At 70.2% G+C, this 15,295-nt stretch carries 15 protein-coding genes; 9 read left to right on the top strand and 6 right to left on the bottom strand.

The window, feature by feature from the left end:
• The first annotated feature begins 107 nt into the window (after window positions 1-107).
• From SPR02S_RS16055 to SPR02S_RS16030, 6 genes are all read left to right on the top strand, one after another.
• On the top strand, window positions 108-878 hold the full coding sequence (locus SPR02S_RS16055) for an SDR family NAD(P)-dependent oxidoreductase (RefSeq protein WP_078622911.1): 771 nt from the start codon (window positions 108-110) through the stop codon (window positions 876-878).
• Between the two features lie 6 nt (window positions 879-884).
• Window positions 885-1,298 carry a VOC family protein gene (locus SPR02S_RS16050; RefSeq protein WP_019057998.1) on the top strand — a complete coding sequence of 138 codons (414 nt, stop codon included), beginning with the start codon at window positions 885-887 and terminating at the stop codon, window positions 1,296-1,298.
• Between the two features lie 11 nt (window positions 1,299-1,309).
• Window positions 1,310-2,842, top strand: a complete 1,533-nt coding sequence (locus SPR02S_RS16045; protein WP_026150585.1) for an MFS transporter — start codon at window positions 1,310-1,312, stop codon at window positions 2,840-2,842.
• Window positions 2,843-3,011: 169 nt separating this feature from the next.
• Complete coding sequence (locus SPR02S_RS16040; RefSeq protein ID WP_026150584.1) at window positions 3,012-3,749, top strand: nuclear transport factor 2 family protein; 738 nt, start codon at window positions 3,012-3,014, stop codon at window positions 3,747-3,749.
• Window positions 3,746-4,087 (top strand): YciI family protein, encoded by a 342-nt coding sequence (locus SPR02S_RS16035; RefSeq protein WP_019057995.1) that lies wholly within the window; start codon window positions 3,746-3,748, stop codon window positions 4,085-4,087. The genes SPR02S_RS16040 and SPR02S_RS16035 overlap by 4 nt, the downstream gene beginning before the upstream one ends.
• Window positions 4,084-5,340, top strand: a complete 1,257-nt coding sequence (locus tag SPR02S_RS16030) for an RNA polymerase sigma factor (RefSeq protein ID WP_019057994.1) — start codon at window positions 4,084-4,086, stop codon at window positions 5,338-5,340. Before SPR02S_RS16035 ends, SPR02S_RS16030 begins: the two co-directional genes overlap by 4 nt.
• Window positions 5,341-5,519: 179 nt before the next feature.
• Here the strand turns inward: SPR02S_RS16030 and SPR02S_RS16020 are convergent, their stop codons facing one another.
• Complete coding sequence (locus tag SPR02S_RS16020) at window positions 5,520-6,362, bottom strand: helix-turn-helix transcriptional regulator (protein WP_019057992.1); 843 nt, start codon at window positions 6,360-6,362, stop codon at window positions 5,520-5,522.
• 154 nt (window positions 6,363-6,516) lie between these two features.
• Here SPR02S_RS16020 and SPR02S_RS16015 point away from each other — a divergent pair, with 154 nt between their 5' ends.
• A complete protein-coding gene (locus SPR02S_RS16015) occupies window positions 6,517-7,476 on the top strand; it encodes an NADP-dependent oxidoreductase (RefSeq protein ID WP_019057991.1) in 960 nt (319 codons plus the stop codon).
• A gap of 10 nt (window positions 7,477-7,486) precedes the next feature.
• Here the strand turns inward: SPR02S_RS16015 and SPR02S_RS16010 are convergent, their stop codons facing one another.
• Entirely contained in the window at window positions 7,487-7,969 is a 483-nt protein-coding gene (locus tag SPR02S_RS16010) for a MarR family winged helix-turn-helix transcriptional regulator (protein ID WP_019057990.1), read from the bottom strand.
• A 127-nt stretch (window positions 7,970-8,096) separates the two neighbouring features.
• On the opposite strand from SPR02S_RS16010, the gene SPR02S_RS16005 reads away from it, so the two are divergent.
• The gene (locus tag SPR02S_RS16005; protein ID WP_019057989.1) at window positions 8,097-9,062 is read left to right on the top strand and encodes a quinone oxidoreductase family protein; all 966 of its coding nucleotides are present in this window, start codon (window positions 8,097-8,099) and stop codon (window positions 9,060-9,062) included.
• 55 nt (window positions 9,063-9,117) lie between these two features.
• Window positions 9,118-10,917 (top strand): FAD-dependent oxidoreductase, encoded by a 1,800-nt coding sequence (locus tag SPR02S_RS16000; RefSeq protein WP_019057988.1) that lies wholly within the window; start codon window positions 9,118-9,120, stop codon window positions 10,915-10,917.
• A 49-nt stretch (window positions 10,918-10,966) separates the two neighbouring features.
• Here SPR02S_RS16000 and SPR02S_RS15995 read toward each other — a convergent pair whose 3' ends face one another.
• The 4 genes from SPR02S_RS15995 to SPR02S_RS15980 all read right to left on the bottom strand — a co-directional run bounded on the left by SPR02S_RS15995 (window position 10,967) and on the right by SPR02S_RS15980 (window position 15,290).
• A complete protein-coding gene (locus SPR02S_RS15995) occupies window positions 10,967-11,737 on the bottom strand; it encodes an SDR family NAD(P)-dependent oxidoreductase (RefSeq protein WP_019057987.1) in 771 nt (256 codons plus the stop codon).
• A 37-nt stretch (window positions 11,738-11,774) separates the two neighbouring features.
• The gene (locus tag SPR02S_RS15990) at window positions 11,775-12,803 is read right to left on the bottom strand and encodes a LysR family transcriptional regulator (protein ID WP_019057986.1); all 1,029 of its coding nucleotides are present in this window, start codon (window positions 12,801-12,803) and stop codon (window positions 11,775-11,777) included.
• 156 nt (window positions 12,804-12,959) lie between these two features.
• A complete protein-coding gene (locus tag SPR02S_RS15985; protein WP_019057985.1) occupies window positions 12,960-13,916 on the bottom strand; it encodes a fumarylacetoacetate hydrolase family protein in 957 nt (318 codons plus the stop codon).
• A 3-nt stretch (window positions 13,917-13,919) separates the two neighbouring features.
• On the bottom strand, window positions 13,920-15,290 hold the full coding sequence (locus tag SPR02S_RS15980) for an FAD-binding oxidoreductase (RefSeq protein ID WP_019057984.1): 1,371 nt from the start codon (window positions 15,288-15,290) through the stop codon (window positions 13,920-13,922).
• Window positions 15,291-15,295 lie beyond the last annotated feature (5 nt).

Genomic DNA, 15,295 nt, shown 5'->3' with positions numbered 1-15,295 from the left:
CGAACCCCCGATGGCCCTTCGTTGACCCATTTCTTGTTCTCGCCAATGGCCGTACCTACGCTGCCACCACCGCACCACGGCGGCACGGGACAAGGGACTTGGCAATCATGGGTCGACTGGCCGGGAAAATCGCTTTCATCAGTGGAACGGGGGCTGGAATAGGGCGGGCCGCGGCACTGGTATTCGCTGCGGAGGGTGCTGAAGTCTTCGGTTGTGACATCGACGTGGACAGCGCGGCCGAGACCGTGGAACTCGTCGAAAAGGGCGGCGGAATCATGCGGTCCCTCGCACCCGTGGATCTGTCCACCGAAGACGGCGCCCGGGAGTGGATCGAGGCCGGGATCGCGGCCTTCGGTGGGATCGACATCCTCTACAACAACGCCTCCGCGCTGCGGAACGGCCCGTTCGGGACGATGCCCGCCGAGGACTGGTACTTCACCATCAAGAACGAGCTGGACATCCCCTACTTCTGCACCCAGGCCGCCTGGCCGCATCTGATCTCACGCGGTGGCGGGGCCGTTCTCAACGTGGCGTCCGTGGCCGCCGTACGCGGGGCGCCGTTCATGCCGATGGTGCCCCACGGGGCCGCCAAAGGTGGGGTGTTGGCGATGAGCCTGCACCTGTGCGCGGCCGGCGCCCCGCACCGCATCCGGGTCAACACCATCGCGCCCGGCATGACCCGCACCTCCGCCACCGCGCCCTTCCTCGACGATCCGGCAGGCCCCAAGGCCCAGTTGGAGGCGCGTATCCCGGTCGGGCGGGTGGGGCAGCCCGAGGACATCGCACGGGTCGCCGCCTTTCTCTGCTCCGACGAGGCGGCCTTCGTCAACGGCGCCAACCTCATGGTCGACGGCGGCGACAGCGCGATGGCGGGCTGAGCCGCCGTGACCACCCGACTCGACCATGTGGGCGTCAACGTAAGGGATCTGGCGGCACAAGTCGCCTGGTACCAGGGCGCGTTCGGGCTCAAGACCGTCTTCGAGTTCCACCTCGAAGGGCCCGGTCTGCGCGGTGTCGTCCTGGAGCATCCGCGGGGCTGGCGGATCGAGTTGCTCGCCAGACCCGGTTCCGCCCCCGGCCTTCGCGCGCCGGACCCGCTGACCGCCGCCCTCACCGAGGGATACGGGCACTTCGCGGTCACCACCCCCGAACTCGACCCCGTCCACGGCGCGTTGATGGCCCATGGCGCGGGCGAGGTCATGGCACCCGGTCCGTCCCCCGAGCCCGGAGTGCGCATGGCCTGGGTCAGTGACCCCGAGGGAAATCTCATCGAACTCATAGAGAAAAACGCAGAGTGAGGGCACGCACGATGACGGATTCGACCTCCTTGAAAAGACTGGACCCCGGAACACTCATAGCATGCTGTCTCGCGGTCGCGGCGGCACAGTTGTGCATTACCGTTCCCTCGCCCATCAACGGAGAAATTCAGGCCGCATTCGGCGCATCGGGTTCCCAAGTAGCCTGGGTCACCTCGGCCTTCATTCTCCCCACCGCGATTCTGGAACTGAATTTCGGTGTGGTGGGCGATCTCTTCGGACGCAAGCGGCTGTTGGTGCTCGGCGGGATCGTCCTGGCGCTCGGTGAACTCCTCAACTCCACCTCGCAGAACATCACCATGATGTGGACCGGGCAGGCCCTGGCCGGCATCGGCGCCGCCGCCCTGTTCCCCAGCTCCCTCGCGGTCATCGCGGCGGCCACACCGGACGGCAAGGACCGGGCGAAAGCCGTCTCTACCTGGGCGCTGTCCATCTCCCTCGCCTCCGCGCTCGGCCCGCTGTCCTCCGGGATCCTCGCCACGGTCGCCGACTTCCGCTGGGCGTTCGTGCCGCCGGTCGTCCTCGGTCTCGTCGTCGCGGTCACCTCCTGGAAGCTCGTCACCGACTCCAAGGCCCCTGAAGGCCGCGCGCTGGACTGGCCCGGGCAGATCACCATCGCCGTCGGCCTCACCGCCCTGCTCTGGGGCATCATCGAGGGCGGCGACCGAGGCTGGGGCAGCGCGGCGATCGTCGGCTCGCTGGCCCTGGCGGCCGTCGCACTCACCGGGTTCGTCGTCGCGGAGACCCGCGCGGCCTCGCCGATGTTCAACCTCGACCTGCTGAAGATCCCGTCGTTCGCGGCGGCGGCCGTCGTCGCGCTGGCCGGCATGTTCGGCTTCATCGGCACCGCCTACTGCGTCTCGATCCGCCTCGGCGCGGTGATGCACCTCAGCGCCCTGCGGGCCGGAATGCCGTTCGTGATCCTGCAGTTGATCCCGCTGCTCTTGGCACCCGTGCTCAGCCGGATGCTCACGAAGATCGACGCCCGCTGGCTCCTGATGGGCGGGCTGCTGCCCATGGCCGCCGGACAGTTCTGGATCGCCGCGCTGCCCATCACCACCACCTCCCTGGCGGCCTTCATCGGCCCGGTGCTGCTGCTCGGCATCGGCTTCATCTGCGTGGTGTCCTCGCTGACCTCCGCCGCCGTGAACGCCGTACCGATCAACATGACCGGCATGGCCAGCGGCGCGACCAGCCTGGTCCGCGAGTTCGGGCAGGGCCTTGGCCCGGCCGTGATCTCCACCATCGCGATGAGCCTCGCGTCCTCCGCCCTCGTCGGCAAGCTCAGCGGGGCCGACGCGGGCATGGAGAAGGCGGCCGGTCCCCTTGCGGTCGTGAACGCGGGCAGCGCGCAGGCCAAGGCCGCCGCGCAGACCGCGCTCGGCCACGGCATGGCCGTCGGTGTGGTGATCTGCGGCTGCGCCTCACTGCTGGGCGCGGTGGTCACCCTGCTGCTGGTCCGCAAGAACACCGAGCGCGCGGTTGTGGGGGCGGGGGAGCCTTCGGTGCAGGCCGCCACCGCGTAGCAGGTAAGTCGTACGGGTCGTACGGGAGAGGTCGGGCCGGTGCCCCGGCCTCTCCGTGTTTTTGGACGCGTGGTTTTTGGATGCGTGTTTTTTCTTCGCGGGGTGTCGATCCGGCTCGGTCGCGTTCGTCGGTGGGGTGTAGGAAGCTCATCGAGGACCGGGAGGACCCATGAAATACATGCTGCTCGTGTGTGGCGACGACACTGCCGACGGCTCCGGGATGGCACCCGTAGAACCTTGGGTGGAGGAACTCGGCGACCGGAACGTACGGCTGCACGGGCACCGGCTCGCGCAGCCCGCCGAGGCCGTCACGGTGCGGGTGCGCGGCGGGGAGGTGCTGCGCACGGACGGGCCGTTCGCCGAGACCAAGGAGTACGTCGCCGGATACGACATCCTGGAGTGCGACACCCTGGAGGAGGCCGTCGAGGCCGCCGCCAAGCACCCCGTGGCGACCATCGGCGCGATGGAAGTGCGCCCGTTCTGGCCGATGGACGGCGAGGAGGAGGGCGAGGCGGAGATCCGCGCGCTCGACGCCGAACTGACCGACGCGGCCCGCGAAGGGGACGTGGACCGCGTCGTCGCCTGCTACGCCCCGGACGTGGAGGCCTTCCACTTCACCACCGGCCTGGAAGCGCAGGGGATCGACGCCTTCCGCAAGGCCATGGAGGGCGTGTTCGCGAGCGTGGCCGGTCCGGTGACCCGCGAGGTCCTGGAGTTCCGCGTCCGCGTCGACGAGTCCATCGCCTTCGGCAACGCCCTCGTCCGGCTGCGCGGCACCCTCGCCGACGGCCGGCCGCTGGACGACGTACTGCGCGTGACCACCGGCTACCGCAACGCCGGTCTGCGCTGGCAGATCGTCCACGAACACGTGTCGGCCGCGGCCGACAAGACCGAGGAGCGGTCATGAAGTACGTTCTGCTCATCTGCACCCCCGTCGGCGGCGAGGAACTCAGCCCCGCCGAGATCGCCGACGACCCCCGCTTCACCTCCTACATCGACGAGGTCCGCAGCCGCGACCTCATGCGCGGCGGAGCACGGCTGCGGCCGGCCACGGACGCCACCACCGTGCGCGTCCAGGGTGACGAAGTCCTGCTCAGCGACGGGCCGTTCGTCGAGTCGAAGGAGTACGTCGCCGGTATCGACATCATCGAGGTCGCCGACCTCGACGAGGCGATCTCGCTAGCCTCCCGGCACCCCGCCGCGCTGGCCGGCGGCTCGGTCGAGGTGCGGCCGGTCTGGGAGTGAACGTGCCGGACGTCGAGGAGGCGGTCGCCGCCGCCTTCCGTGAGGAGTGGGGCCAGGTCGTCGCCACCCTGATCCGGGTGACCGGCGACTGGGACCTCGCGGAGGAGTGCGCGCAGGACGCCTTCGCCCAGGCACTCGACCGGTGGCGGCGCGACGGAATCCCGCGCCGCCCCGGCGCCTGGCTGACCACGACCGCCCGCAACCGCGCCCTCGACGTCCTGCGCCGGGAGGCGGTCGGGGCGGCGAAACTGCGGGAGGTCGCGGTGCTGGGGCGGGACGAGGGACCGTACGACCCGGAGTACGACGGTGAGGACAGCGGAGTCGAGGACGACCGGCTGCGGCTGGTCTTCACCTGCTGCCACCCCGCGCTGCCCATCGAGGCCCGGGTCGCGCTGACCCTGCGCACGCTCGCGGGCCTGACCACGCCGGAGATCGCCCGCGCCTTCCTCGTCCCCGAGGCGACCATGGCGCAACGGCTCGTGCGGGCCAAGAAGAAGATCCGCAACGCCGGTATCCCGTACCGGGTGCCGCCCGCGCATCTGCTGCCCGAGCGGACGACGGGCGTGCTGGGGGTCGTCTATCTCCTCTTCAACGAGGGGTACGCGGCCTCGTCCGGCGCCGAGTTGGTGCGGACGAACCTGTGCGCGGAGGCGATCCGCCTGGCCCGTGTGCTGGCCCGCCTGATGCCGGACGAGCCCGAAGTGCTGGGCCTGCTGGCCTTGTTGCTGCTGCACGATGCCCGCCGTGGCACGCGCGTGGACGCGGCGGGGGAGCTGGTGACCTTGGAGGACCAGGACCGTACGGCGTGGGACCGGGCCGAAGTCGACGAGGGCGCCGCCCTGTTGGAGACCGCGCTGCGCCGGGGCCGTCCCGGGCCGTACCAGATCCAGGCCGCCATCGCCGCCTGCCACACCACCGCGCCCACCGCCGAGGAGACCGACTGGGCCGACATCGCGGGCCTGTACGGCGAGTTGGAGCGCTTCGTGCCCTCCGCCGTGGTGCGTCTGAACCGGGCGGTGGCCGTGGGCATGGCCCAACACCCGGACGCGGGACTGGAGTTGGTGGCCGAGCTGGAGCGGTCGGGCGAACTGGCCGACTATCACCTGCTGCCCGCCACCCGCGCCGATCTGCTGCGCCGCAGCGGCCGTACGGCGGAGGCGGCCGTCGCGTACGAGTGGGCGCTGGAACTGGTCGAGAACGCAGCGGAGCGAAGGTTTCTGGAGAAGCGGCTCGCGGAGTGTCGATCCGCGTAGGAGCCGTTCGTCGGTGGGGTGGAAGCAGCCCACGACACCGGAGGTTCCGATGACCGCCCTCGCACTCCTGCGCCGCGCACGGCAGATCCTCGCCCGGTTGGCGGCCGAGGAGCCGGCACCCGGCATGCCCGACGTCTGGCTCGCGGGGCTCCGGCTGGGCGGCTGACCGGGGGTCGTCCTCAGGGGGCGTCGAGCAGGCCCGCGAGGAGTTGGAGTCGCTCGGCGTCGAGGCTGCCCTCGGCCGCGGTGCAGACCATGAGCGCGGGACCGGGGTTGCCCGGTATCGGGTAGGCGTCCCAGTCCAGGTTCAGTTCGCCGACCCGGGGGTGGTTGAGCCGCATCTGGCCGCGGGTCGGTTCCTCCACGTCGTGGAGGGCCCACAGGGCCGCGAACTCGTCGCTGCGGACGGCGAGTTCACCGACCAGCTCGATGGCGCGCGGGTTCCCCGGGTCGGCGGCGACCTGCGTCCGCAGCATCCCGATCAGCTCCGCGACGGTGGCCGCCCGGTTCGGGCAGGTCCGGTCGGCCTGGGGGTGCAGGAACAGTGCCAGCATGTTCCGTTCCTTCTGGGGCTGCCGGGTGAAGTCGCCCAACAGGGCGCCGCCGAGCGGGTTCCAGGCCAGCACGTCCAGGAAACGGCCGACGACCAGAGCGGGCGCGGTCATGCCGTGCAGCAGTCGTAGCGTGGTGTCCGGTACCTCCTCCGGCTCGTACGAACGCGGCGGGCGGGCCGGGTTGCGTGCGGCGGCGGCGAGGCTGTGCAGGTGGCGGGTCTCCTCGGCGGAGAAGTCGAGGGCGCGCGCGAGGGCGTCCAGGACCTGTTCGGAGGGGCGTACGTCGCGGCCCTGCTCCATGCGCTGGTAGTAGTCCGAGCTCACTCCCGCCAGTAGGGCCAACTCCTCGCGCCGCAGCCCGGCGACGCGCCGTCGCGGGCCGGGTTCGAGGCCAACGTCCTCCGGCCGCAGCCGAGTTCGGCGGGTGCGCAGGAACTCCGCGAGTTCGCGTCGGGGGTCGTCGCTCATGGCGTGGGAGGTGTCGTTCACCGCGCCAGTATGCCGTCGGCACGGCCCGCGAGGGTGGGTCTGCCAGACCCAGGAAAAGGAGAACGACCGTGATGTCGCGTGCGGGGTCCACCATCGGATCAACCACACAGCAGGCCACGGAAGGAACAGCGACATGAAGGCCGTTCAGATCACGAGTTTCGGTACCGCGGACGCACTGCAGGTCAACGAGGTCGACCGGCCCACTCCCGGCGCGGGTGAGGTCCTGGTGTCGGTCGAGGCGTCCAGCGTGAACGGACACGATGTGATCGTCCGGTCGGGGGAGTTGAAGATGGTGTCGGGGCGCCGCTTCCCGATCGGCGTGGGGCTGGACTTCGCCGGCGTCGTCGCCGCGACCGGCGCCGGTGTCGAGGGCTACCGGGTCGGCGACCGGGTGTGGGGCATGGTGCACCCCCGGCAGAAGCACTCCGTCGCCGGGGCGGCCGAGTATGTCGTGGTCTCCGCGGACCGGATCTCGCACGCCCCTGCCGACCTCTCCTCGGTCGAGTCGGCCTCCCTGGTGGTCGCGGGTTCCACCGCGCTGATCGCACTGCGCGACAGTGTGCGCCTGGTGAGCGGCGAGAAGGTCCTGGTCCGGGGCGCGGCCGGCGGAGTCGGCACGGCCGCCGTGCAGTTGGCGCACGCGATGGGCGGCCATGTGACCGCGCTGGCCCGCGATCGCCACGCCAAGATCCTCACCGATCTCGGCGCCGACGAGGTCCTGGACTACGGTTCCACCACGTCGGACCAGATCGGCCCGTTCGATGTCATCGTCGACACCGTCGGCACGGAACTGCACTGCTACCGCGGCCGGTTGGCCAAGGGCGGCCGGATGGTCACCGTCGGACTGTCCCCGTCCGCCATTGCCGCGATCGCCGCGTCGAGCGTGCACGGCTCCCGCCGCATCCGCACCTTCAGCGCCAACCCCGAGACTCCCGTGCTGCGCGATGTGGCCGACCGTGTCACCTCGGGCGCGCTGCGGCCGGTGATCGACAGTGTGTACCCGCTCGCGGACATCGCCGCGGCGCACCAGGCGTTCGAGCGCGGCGGCGTCGTGGGCAAGCACGTGGTGACGGTGCCGCGCAGCGCCGTCTGACGGAGTCCGGTCAGCGGGGATCGGTGCGCAGGTCGATGCCGTGGTCGTGGGCGTCGGCGGTCACGATCCGCGTGGCCATCCGCGACAGCCGCTTCCGGTCGGTTGCGGGAAGCGGCTCGACACACCTCTCGATCCGCTCGGCGAACTGAGCGGCGACCTGCTCCACGAGCTGTCGGCCGGCGTCGGTGATCGACACCTGGAACGAGCGGCGGTCGACGGTGCTGGGCGTACGGGTGACCAGGCCCCGGCGCTGGGCGCGGTCGACGAGGCCGGTGATCGAGGACTTGTCGAGGCCGAGGTGGTGGCCGAGCTGGTTCATCGTCGGCTCCCGGTCCCGCAGTATCCCGAGCATCCGGGTCTGGACGACCGACAAGTCGTACTGCCCCGCGATCTCGGCCAGGGCGCTCTGCACCAGGAACGACAGCTGGGCGAGGCCGTCGACCAGGCCGAGGTCCTCGGTCGGCGGGGGCGGGGTGTCGTGTGGTGAGGTCATGTTCCGGATTCTACTTGCAAAGGTACGTGGCACCTACTAATTTGATTGGTGTCACGTACTAAAACCTTCGTGGCACCTACTAACTCTTCGCGCCCAGCGCCCTGAATCCGATCCGAGGAGAGCAGCCATGGACATCCACGCCGCCGTCGTCAGCTCGTTCGGCACCCCGCCCCGCTACGAGCCCTTCGACCTGCCCGCGCCGGCCGACGAGGACCAGGAGATCGTCGACGTCCTCGCCGTGGGCCTGCACCCCCGGGTCCGCACCGGCGCGTCGGGCAACCACTACACCAGCACCGGCAAGCTGCCGCTGGTCCCCGGCGTCGACGGGGTCGGCCGCCGTGCGGACGGTCGCCTGGTGTACTTCGTCGCCGACGACGAACTGGTCGGCCCGATGGCGACCCGCACCGTCATCGACAGTCGGCACAGCATCCCGCTCCCCGACGGCGCGGACGTCGTGAAGATCGCCGCCGCGATGAACCCCGCCATGTCGTCCTGGGTGGCGCTGCGCCGCCGCGTCCCGATCGAGGCAGGGCAGTCGGTGCTGATCCTCGGCGCCACCGGCAACGCCGGACAGATGGCCGTCCAGGTCGCCAAGCGGCTCGGCGCCGGGCGGGTCGTCGGCGCCGGACGCGACCAGGCCCGCCTGGCCGCCCTGTCGGGGCTCGGCGCGGACGCGACCGTCGCGCTCACCGACGACGCCGACGCCACCGCGACGGCGCTGGCCAAGGAAGCGGCCGAAGTCGACCTGGTCATCGACTACTTGTGGGGCAAGCCCGCGGGTGACGCGATCATGGCCCTGCTGCGATCCCGCGCCGACCGCAGCCGCGCCCTGAACTGGATCCAGATCGGCGCCATGGCGGGCCCGACCATCGAACTCCCGTCAGTGGCACTGCGTTCGGCGAACTTCCGGCTCCAGGGCAACGGCCAGGGCGCCGTGTCGACCAGGACGTACCTGGAGGAACTCCCGTCCCTCGTCGAGGAGATCGAGAGCGGCGGCATCGCGGTCACCGCGAAGGCGGTACCCCTCGCCGAGGTCGAGAGCGCGTGGAACGCGCCCGAGGTCCCGGGTGTGCGCACCGTCCTGGTGCCCTGAACTCGCCCCGACCGTCATGCAGTTCGTACCGGAATTACCCAAGGAGCCTGGAGCCATGTCCCCCACCACAGACACCGACGTCATCATCTGCGGCACCGGCGCGGCCGGTCTGACCCTCGCCCTCGACCTCGCCCGCAGGAACATCGCCTTCCTGCTGATCGACAAGGCGCCGCACCCGTTCGTCGGCTCGCGCGGCAAGGGCATCCAGCCCCGCAGCCAGGAGGTCTTCGAGGACCTCGGCGTGATCGACCGGATCGTCGCCTCCGGCGGTGAGTATCCCGTCCAGCGCATCTACACCGCCGACGGGCCCATCGACCAGGTCGGCGTGGAGATGTCGGAGCCGACGCCCGAGGAGCCGTACCAAATACCCTTGCTCGTCCCGCAGTTCCTCACCGAGCGCCGGCTGCGCGAACGCCTCGCCGAACTCGGCCACGCCCCGCACTACGGCCATGAACTCGTCGGCTTCGACCAGGACGGCGACGGTGTGACCGCGCGCATCGCCACCCCGGACGGCGAACAGGCCGTACGCGCACGGTACTTGATCGGTGCCGACGGCGGATCGAGCTTCGTCCGCAAGACGCTCGGGATCGGCTTCCCCGGCAAGACCCTCGGCGTACGGGCGATCGTGGCCGACGTGTACGTCGACGGCGTCTCGACGGACGCCTGGCACCGGTGGGGCGAGGACACCGCCGGGCAGGTCTCGATGTGCCCGCTCTACGGCACCGACATGTTCCAACTCCAGGCCCCCGTACCCTTCGACGTCGACCTGGACCTCTCGGCCGAGGGGCTCACCGCCTTCTTCCGCGAACGCACCGGCCGCGACGACGTCGTGATCCGCTCCGTGTCCTGGGCGTCCGCTTTCCAGATGAACGCCCGGCTGGCCGACTCGTACCGACAGGGGCGCGTGTTCCTGACCGGGGACGCCGCGCACTGCCACCCGCCGACCGGCGGACAGGGCCTCAACACCAGTGTCCAGGACGCCTACAACCTCGGCTGGAAGCTCGCCGCCGTGCTCGACGGCGCCCCGGAATCCCTGCTGGAGACGTACGAGCAGGAACGCCGGCCCATCGCCCAAGCTGTCCTCGGTCTCTCCGAGAAGCTGCTCGAAGCGGCCAAGAATCGTGACATCCACCGGGGCCGCGAGGTCAGTCAGCTCGACCTCGGCTACCTGAACTCGCCCTTGTCGCTGCACAGTTCGGCGCGCGACAAGGGCGTACTGGCCGGCGACCGCGCGCCCGACTCGCCCGTGACCGGCGCGGGCGGCCTCCCCACTCGCCTGTTCAGCCTGTTCCAAGGGCCGCACTGGACTCTCCTCGGCCACGACGTCGAGGAGGCTTCGGCCCCGGAACCACGCCCCGGCCTGCACATCCACACCATCGGAACCCGGGGCGACATCCTCGACAGCGGCGACCGCGTCCAGGGGGCCTACGGACTGTCCGCCGAGCAGTGGGTGCTAGTGCGCCCGGACGGGTACGTCGCCGCCGTGGTCGACACCGCCGAACTCCCTGCCGTAGAAGCCTATTTGGACACCGTCGGCGTCCGCCCCCTCGCGGCGACGCGACCCACCACCACGGAAGCGAGCACCGACATGCCCACAGAGACCTCGTCCGAGAGCACCGGCACGCCCCGCACCCGACGGGAGCACCGACAGGCCCGAACCGCCGCCGAGCAGCGACTCGCCACCGCCCAGCGCGAACTCCACCAACTCTCGCGCCAGGTACAGCGCGACCTGCGCAGCGTCCGACGGCACGGCGAGACGACCGCCATCGTCGCCCGTTCGAACTTCGCCGAACTCGCGGTCAAGAGCATCAACCGGCTGACCGCCAACTTCCGCACCGAGCGCACCGATCAGTAGGGCTTCGCTCCTCGCCCACGACGGCCGGTGTCGCCCAGGACGCCGGCCGTCACGTGGCGTCGAGGGCGTTCGTGATTGCCTTCACCCCGCCGTGCGCCGCGTACCCGCCGTCGACCGTGATCTCCGCGCCGTTGACGTACGACGCCTCGTCCGACAGCAGATAGACGACCAGCGGCGCCACCTCGTCGACCGTGCCCGGCCGGCCCTGCGGGGTCAGCGACAGGTGGGCCTGGACGAAGACCGGGTTCGCGGAGGCCATCAGCGGGGTCTCGATGTAGCCGGGGTGGATCACGTTCGTACGGATGCCGCGCGGGGCCAGCTCCAGCGCGGCCACCTTCGACAGGCCGCGCAGCGCCCACTTGCTCGCGGTGTACGCGACCGCGTGATGTGCGGTGAGACCGGCGACCGAGCCGACGTTGACGATGGACGAACCGGTCGGCATCAGCGGGGTGAGGGCCTGGATGCCGAGCAGCGCGCCCGTGGTGTTGACCGCGAACGCCCGGTTCCAGTCGGCGAGTTCGACCGAACCGAGGCGGGCGCGCACGGCGATGCCCGCGTTGTTGACCAGGCCGTGCACCTCTGTGAGGGAAGCCGCGAGATCCGCCCAGTCGCCCTCGGACGACACGTCCAGGTGCCGGTACCGGACGTCCAGACCCTCGCCACCCAGCGACACGGCGAGCTTCTCGCCCGCCTCGTCGAGGACGTCGGTGGCGATCACCGTCGCCCCCTCCCGGGCCGCGGCCGCCACCTCGGCGGCTCCCTGGCCCTGCGCGGCCCCGGTGACGACGACGGTACGACCGGCCAGACGCGTGCGGCTCACGGTTCCTCCAGGGGGTGCGGGCTGTCTCCCGACCACGCTAGGAAGTCGGGGTCAGCTCCGGAAACGCACGATCGGCATGGGTGGCATCCGCACCGGCGATCTCCCGCACCACAGGCTCGTCCAGCGACCGCACCACAGGCTCGTCCAGCGACCTCACCACCGGGTCGTCGAGCGACGCGGCCACTTTGCGGACGGTCTCCCGCAGCCAGCGGTGCGCCGGGTCCCCGTGCCGGTTGTGGTGCCAGTACATGGCCTCCACCAGCGGTACGTCAGGGAAGGGCGTCGGTACGACCGCGCAGCGCGCGAAGCCCTCGTAGCGCCGGGCGAGCCGCTCGGGTACCACGGCGACCAGGTCGGTGCCGCCCACCAGGAACGGCAGCACGTTGAAGCCGGGCGTGCTGACCTGCACCCGGGGCGTGATGCCGAGGGTCTCCAACTGCCGGTCCGCGGGCGTGAGTTTGCCGATGACGCAGGCCGCGTGGGGCATCTCGGCGAGGTCGCGCAGCGAGAGCCGTCCGTCCACCAGGCGTGGGTTGTCCGGGTCGACGAGACACACGAACCGGTCGTGCATCACGGTCTCGCTGACCCCCGGCAACTGATACCCGAGCGGCACGATCATCAGGTCGTGGCAGCGCAGATGGGTCTCCGTCTCCAGCTGCCCGATGACGATCGGGTGGAAGTCGATCCGGATGCCGGGGGCCTCCTGCGCGAGGGCCCGCAGCAGCGGTTCCATGAACACCGTCATGACGTAGTCGGACATCACGACCGAGAACCGCTGCCGACTGCGTGACGGATCGAAGTGCCTGGTCAGCGACAGCGCCTCCTCCGCCTTGTGCAGCGAGGACTGGACGACCGGAAGCAGTCGCTCGGCAAGCGGGGTCAGCTCATACTCGCGGCCCACCCGCACCAGCAGCTCGTCGTTGAAGTGCCGCCGCAACCGGGCCAGGGAGCCGCTCATCGCGGACTGGCTGGTGGACAGCCGCACCCCCGCGTGGGTGACGTTCTTCTCCTCCAGGAGGGCTTCCAGAGCCACCAGAAGATTCAGGTCGATTGCTCCCAGACCCATGCGTGTGTCCTTCCGGCCGCGTCGTTGAAGCTCGGTGAAACCGGAGCGTAACGACCGGATTCCCGCCGAGGAAGGGGCCGGGGGACAAGTCACAGGGATCCGATAGCTGCCATCGGATCCCTGGATGCGTGCAGGTCGGAAGCTTTTCTGGCGCTTCTACGGCCGCGGGGTCCGGCCGCGCTTGCGGGCGCGCGGCAGATACACGTCCGTACGGCCGGGCACTACGCGGTTGGTCAGGGTGCCGAGGCGCTCCACCGCGAGGGTCACCTCGTCGCCCGGCTGGAGCGGCGGCGGAGTGCGCTCTCCGACCCGGCCCCAGAACTCCGCCAGCGCGCCCCAGCCGCAGGTGCCCGAGCCGAGGATGTCCCCGGGGCGCACCCAGGCGTCCCGGGAGGCGTAGGCGATCATCTCCTCGAACGTCCAGGAGACGTTGGCGAGGGTGTCGCGGCCGATCAGCTCACCGTTGAGGGTGACCGTCATCTCCAGGTCCAGGAAGCCGTCCGGGTCGCGCCGGTCCTCGACCTCGTCGGCGGTGACCAGGCAGGGGCCGAGCGTGTTCGCGAAGTCCTTGCCCTTGGAGAAGCCGAGACCGAGGTTCTTCTCCGGTTTCTGCAGATCGCGCGCCGACCAGTCGTTGAAGACCAGATAGCCGACGATGTGCTCGCGCGCCTGCTCCGGCGTGAGATCACGCCCGCTGCGGCCGATGACGACACCGACCTCCAACTCGAAGTCGAGCACCGAACAGCCCGCAGGGACAGGCACGTCGTCGTGCGCGCCGTACGCCGCATGAGGGTTGGTGAAGTAGAAGTTGGGCGCCCGGTACCACTCCTCGGGCACGTTCTCCAGCCCGTCCAGGGACTTGGAGACCCCCTCGATGTGCGCCTCGAAACCGACGAAGTCCCGGATGGACGGCGGCTTGAGGGGAGGTAGCAGCCTGACCTGATCCACCGTCAAGTCGCTTGGTGTGCGCAGCGCTTCGGTACCGGCCGCGTGCAGCACGTCCTGCTCCAGCAGGGTCAGTACGGTGATCCCCTCGGGCAGCGGATGGATGGTGCCGTCCCGGACGACCCCGGCGCGCTCCACGCCCTCGTACTCGTATGTCGCGAAACGCATCGCTCACTGCTCCCAGTGGTTGGTGTTGGTGACGGTCCCCGTGCTGAGGTAGCCGGCGAAGAGGCCCTTGGGGTCGTACGCGGCCCGGATCTCCCGCAGCCTCCGCCACTGTTCATCGCCCATGAACCTCAACTGCCGCACGGTGAAGTCGGAGTCGCCGAGGTACTGACCGGCGGTCACCGGCTCCATGTCCGCCATCGCGCTGTCCAGCCAGGCGCGCAACTCCGCGTCCCGTGCCGGGTCGTCGTGGATGACGTAGGTGGCGCAGTAGATCTCCGACTGCAACGAGAAGGCCATGTCGGGGAGTTGACGCAGCGGGGCCATGGAGAACCAGATGGTGAAGGTCTGCCGGGTGGGCTGCTCGGTGAACGCCTTGCGGATCGCCGGGACGACCTCGTCGGCACCGCCGGTCAGCCAGGCGTTGTCGACCAGGTAGCGGTGGCCCTCGGGGTTGGCGACGCGCTGACCCGCCAACTGCTCGGCGAGCGTGGTCTGTTGGGCCTCCACGCGGAACAACGCCCGGTCCGCGTACGGGTTGGCGTGCAGCGGCGCCAGCGCCTCGGCGGCTTCGTCCGCGGTGTCGGTCATCGACACGCCCGTGACCAGGAGCACCGGTTCGTCCAGGTCGGGCGGTGTCTGGGTGAGCGCGACGATCTCGACCAGGTCCGAGACCGTGTGGTGCATGCCGTGCAGCCAGGTCATGACCTCGTCGAAGAGGTCGAGCGGATACGCGTGCACGGTGTGGCCCAAGTACTGCGGGAGCGGGCGGGTACGCAGATGGAAGCGGGTGACGATGCCGAAGAAACCCGGGCCCGCACCACGCGCCGCCCAGAACAGATCGCTGTGATGACTCTCGTCGGCGCGTACCAACTCGCCCTCCGCAGTGACGACATCGATGGCCACGATGTTCTCCGCCGCCCATCCCCAGCCCCGCGCGTTCCAGCCCTGCCCGCCCTGGAGCAGGAAGCCGCCGATGCCCACGGAGGGGCAGTGCCCGCCGTTGAAGAAACGGCCGAACTCCCCGAGGTACGGGTTGAGTTCGTCGCCGCCCTTCACGCTGGGCGTCGCCGTCACGATCCCGGTCCCCGGGTCGTACGCCATCTCGCGGAAGCCCCCGAGGTCGATCAGCAGCGCGTCCTGACGCACCGACCAGGCGGCCCAACTGTGCCCGCCGGAGCGGACGGCGACCTGCCAGCCGCGTTCGAGGGCGAGCCGTACCCCTTCGACGACGTCCTGCTCCGACTCGGCCATCAGCACGGCGGCCGGTGAACGGTCGTACGGGACACGGGCGTTGAAGACCCGGCCGAAGCACGCCGTCTCGATATCCTCGTCGTCGGGGAAGTGGAGAGTGCCGGAGAAGCGGTTCAGGTTCACTGGTG

The organism is Streptomyces prunicolor NBRC 13075 (assembly GCF_000367365.1).
In the GTDB taxonomy this organism is placed as follows: domain Bacteria; phylum Actinomycetota; class Actinomycetes; order Streptomycetales; family Streptomycetaceae; genus Streptomyces; species Streptomyces prunicolor.
The sequence above is the reverse complement of the archived record's forward strand: the minus strand, read 5'-3'. Positions and strand labels throughout refer to the sequence as shown.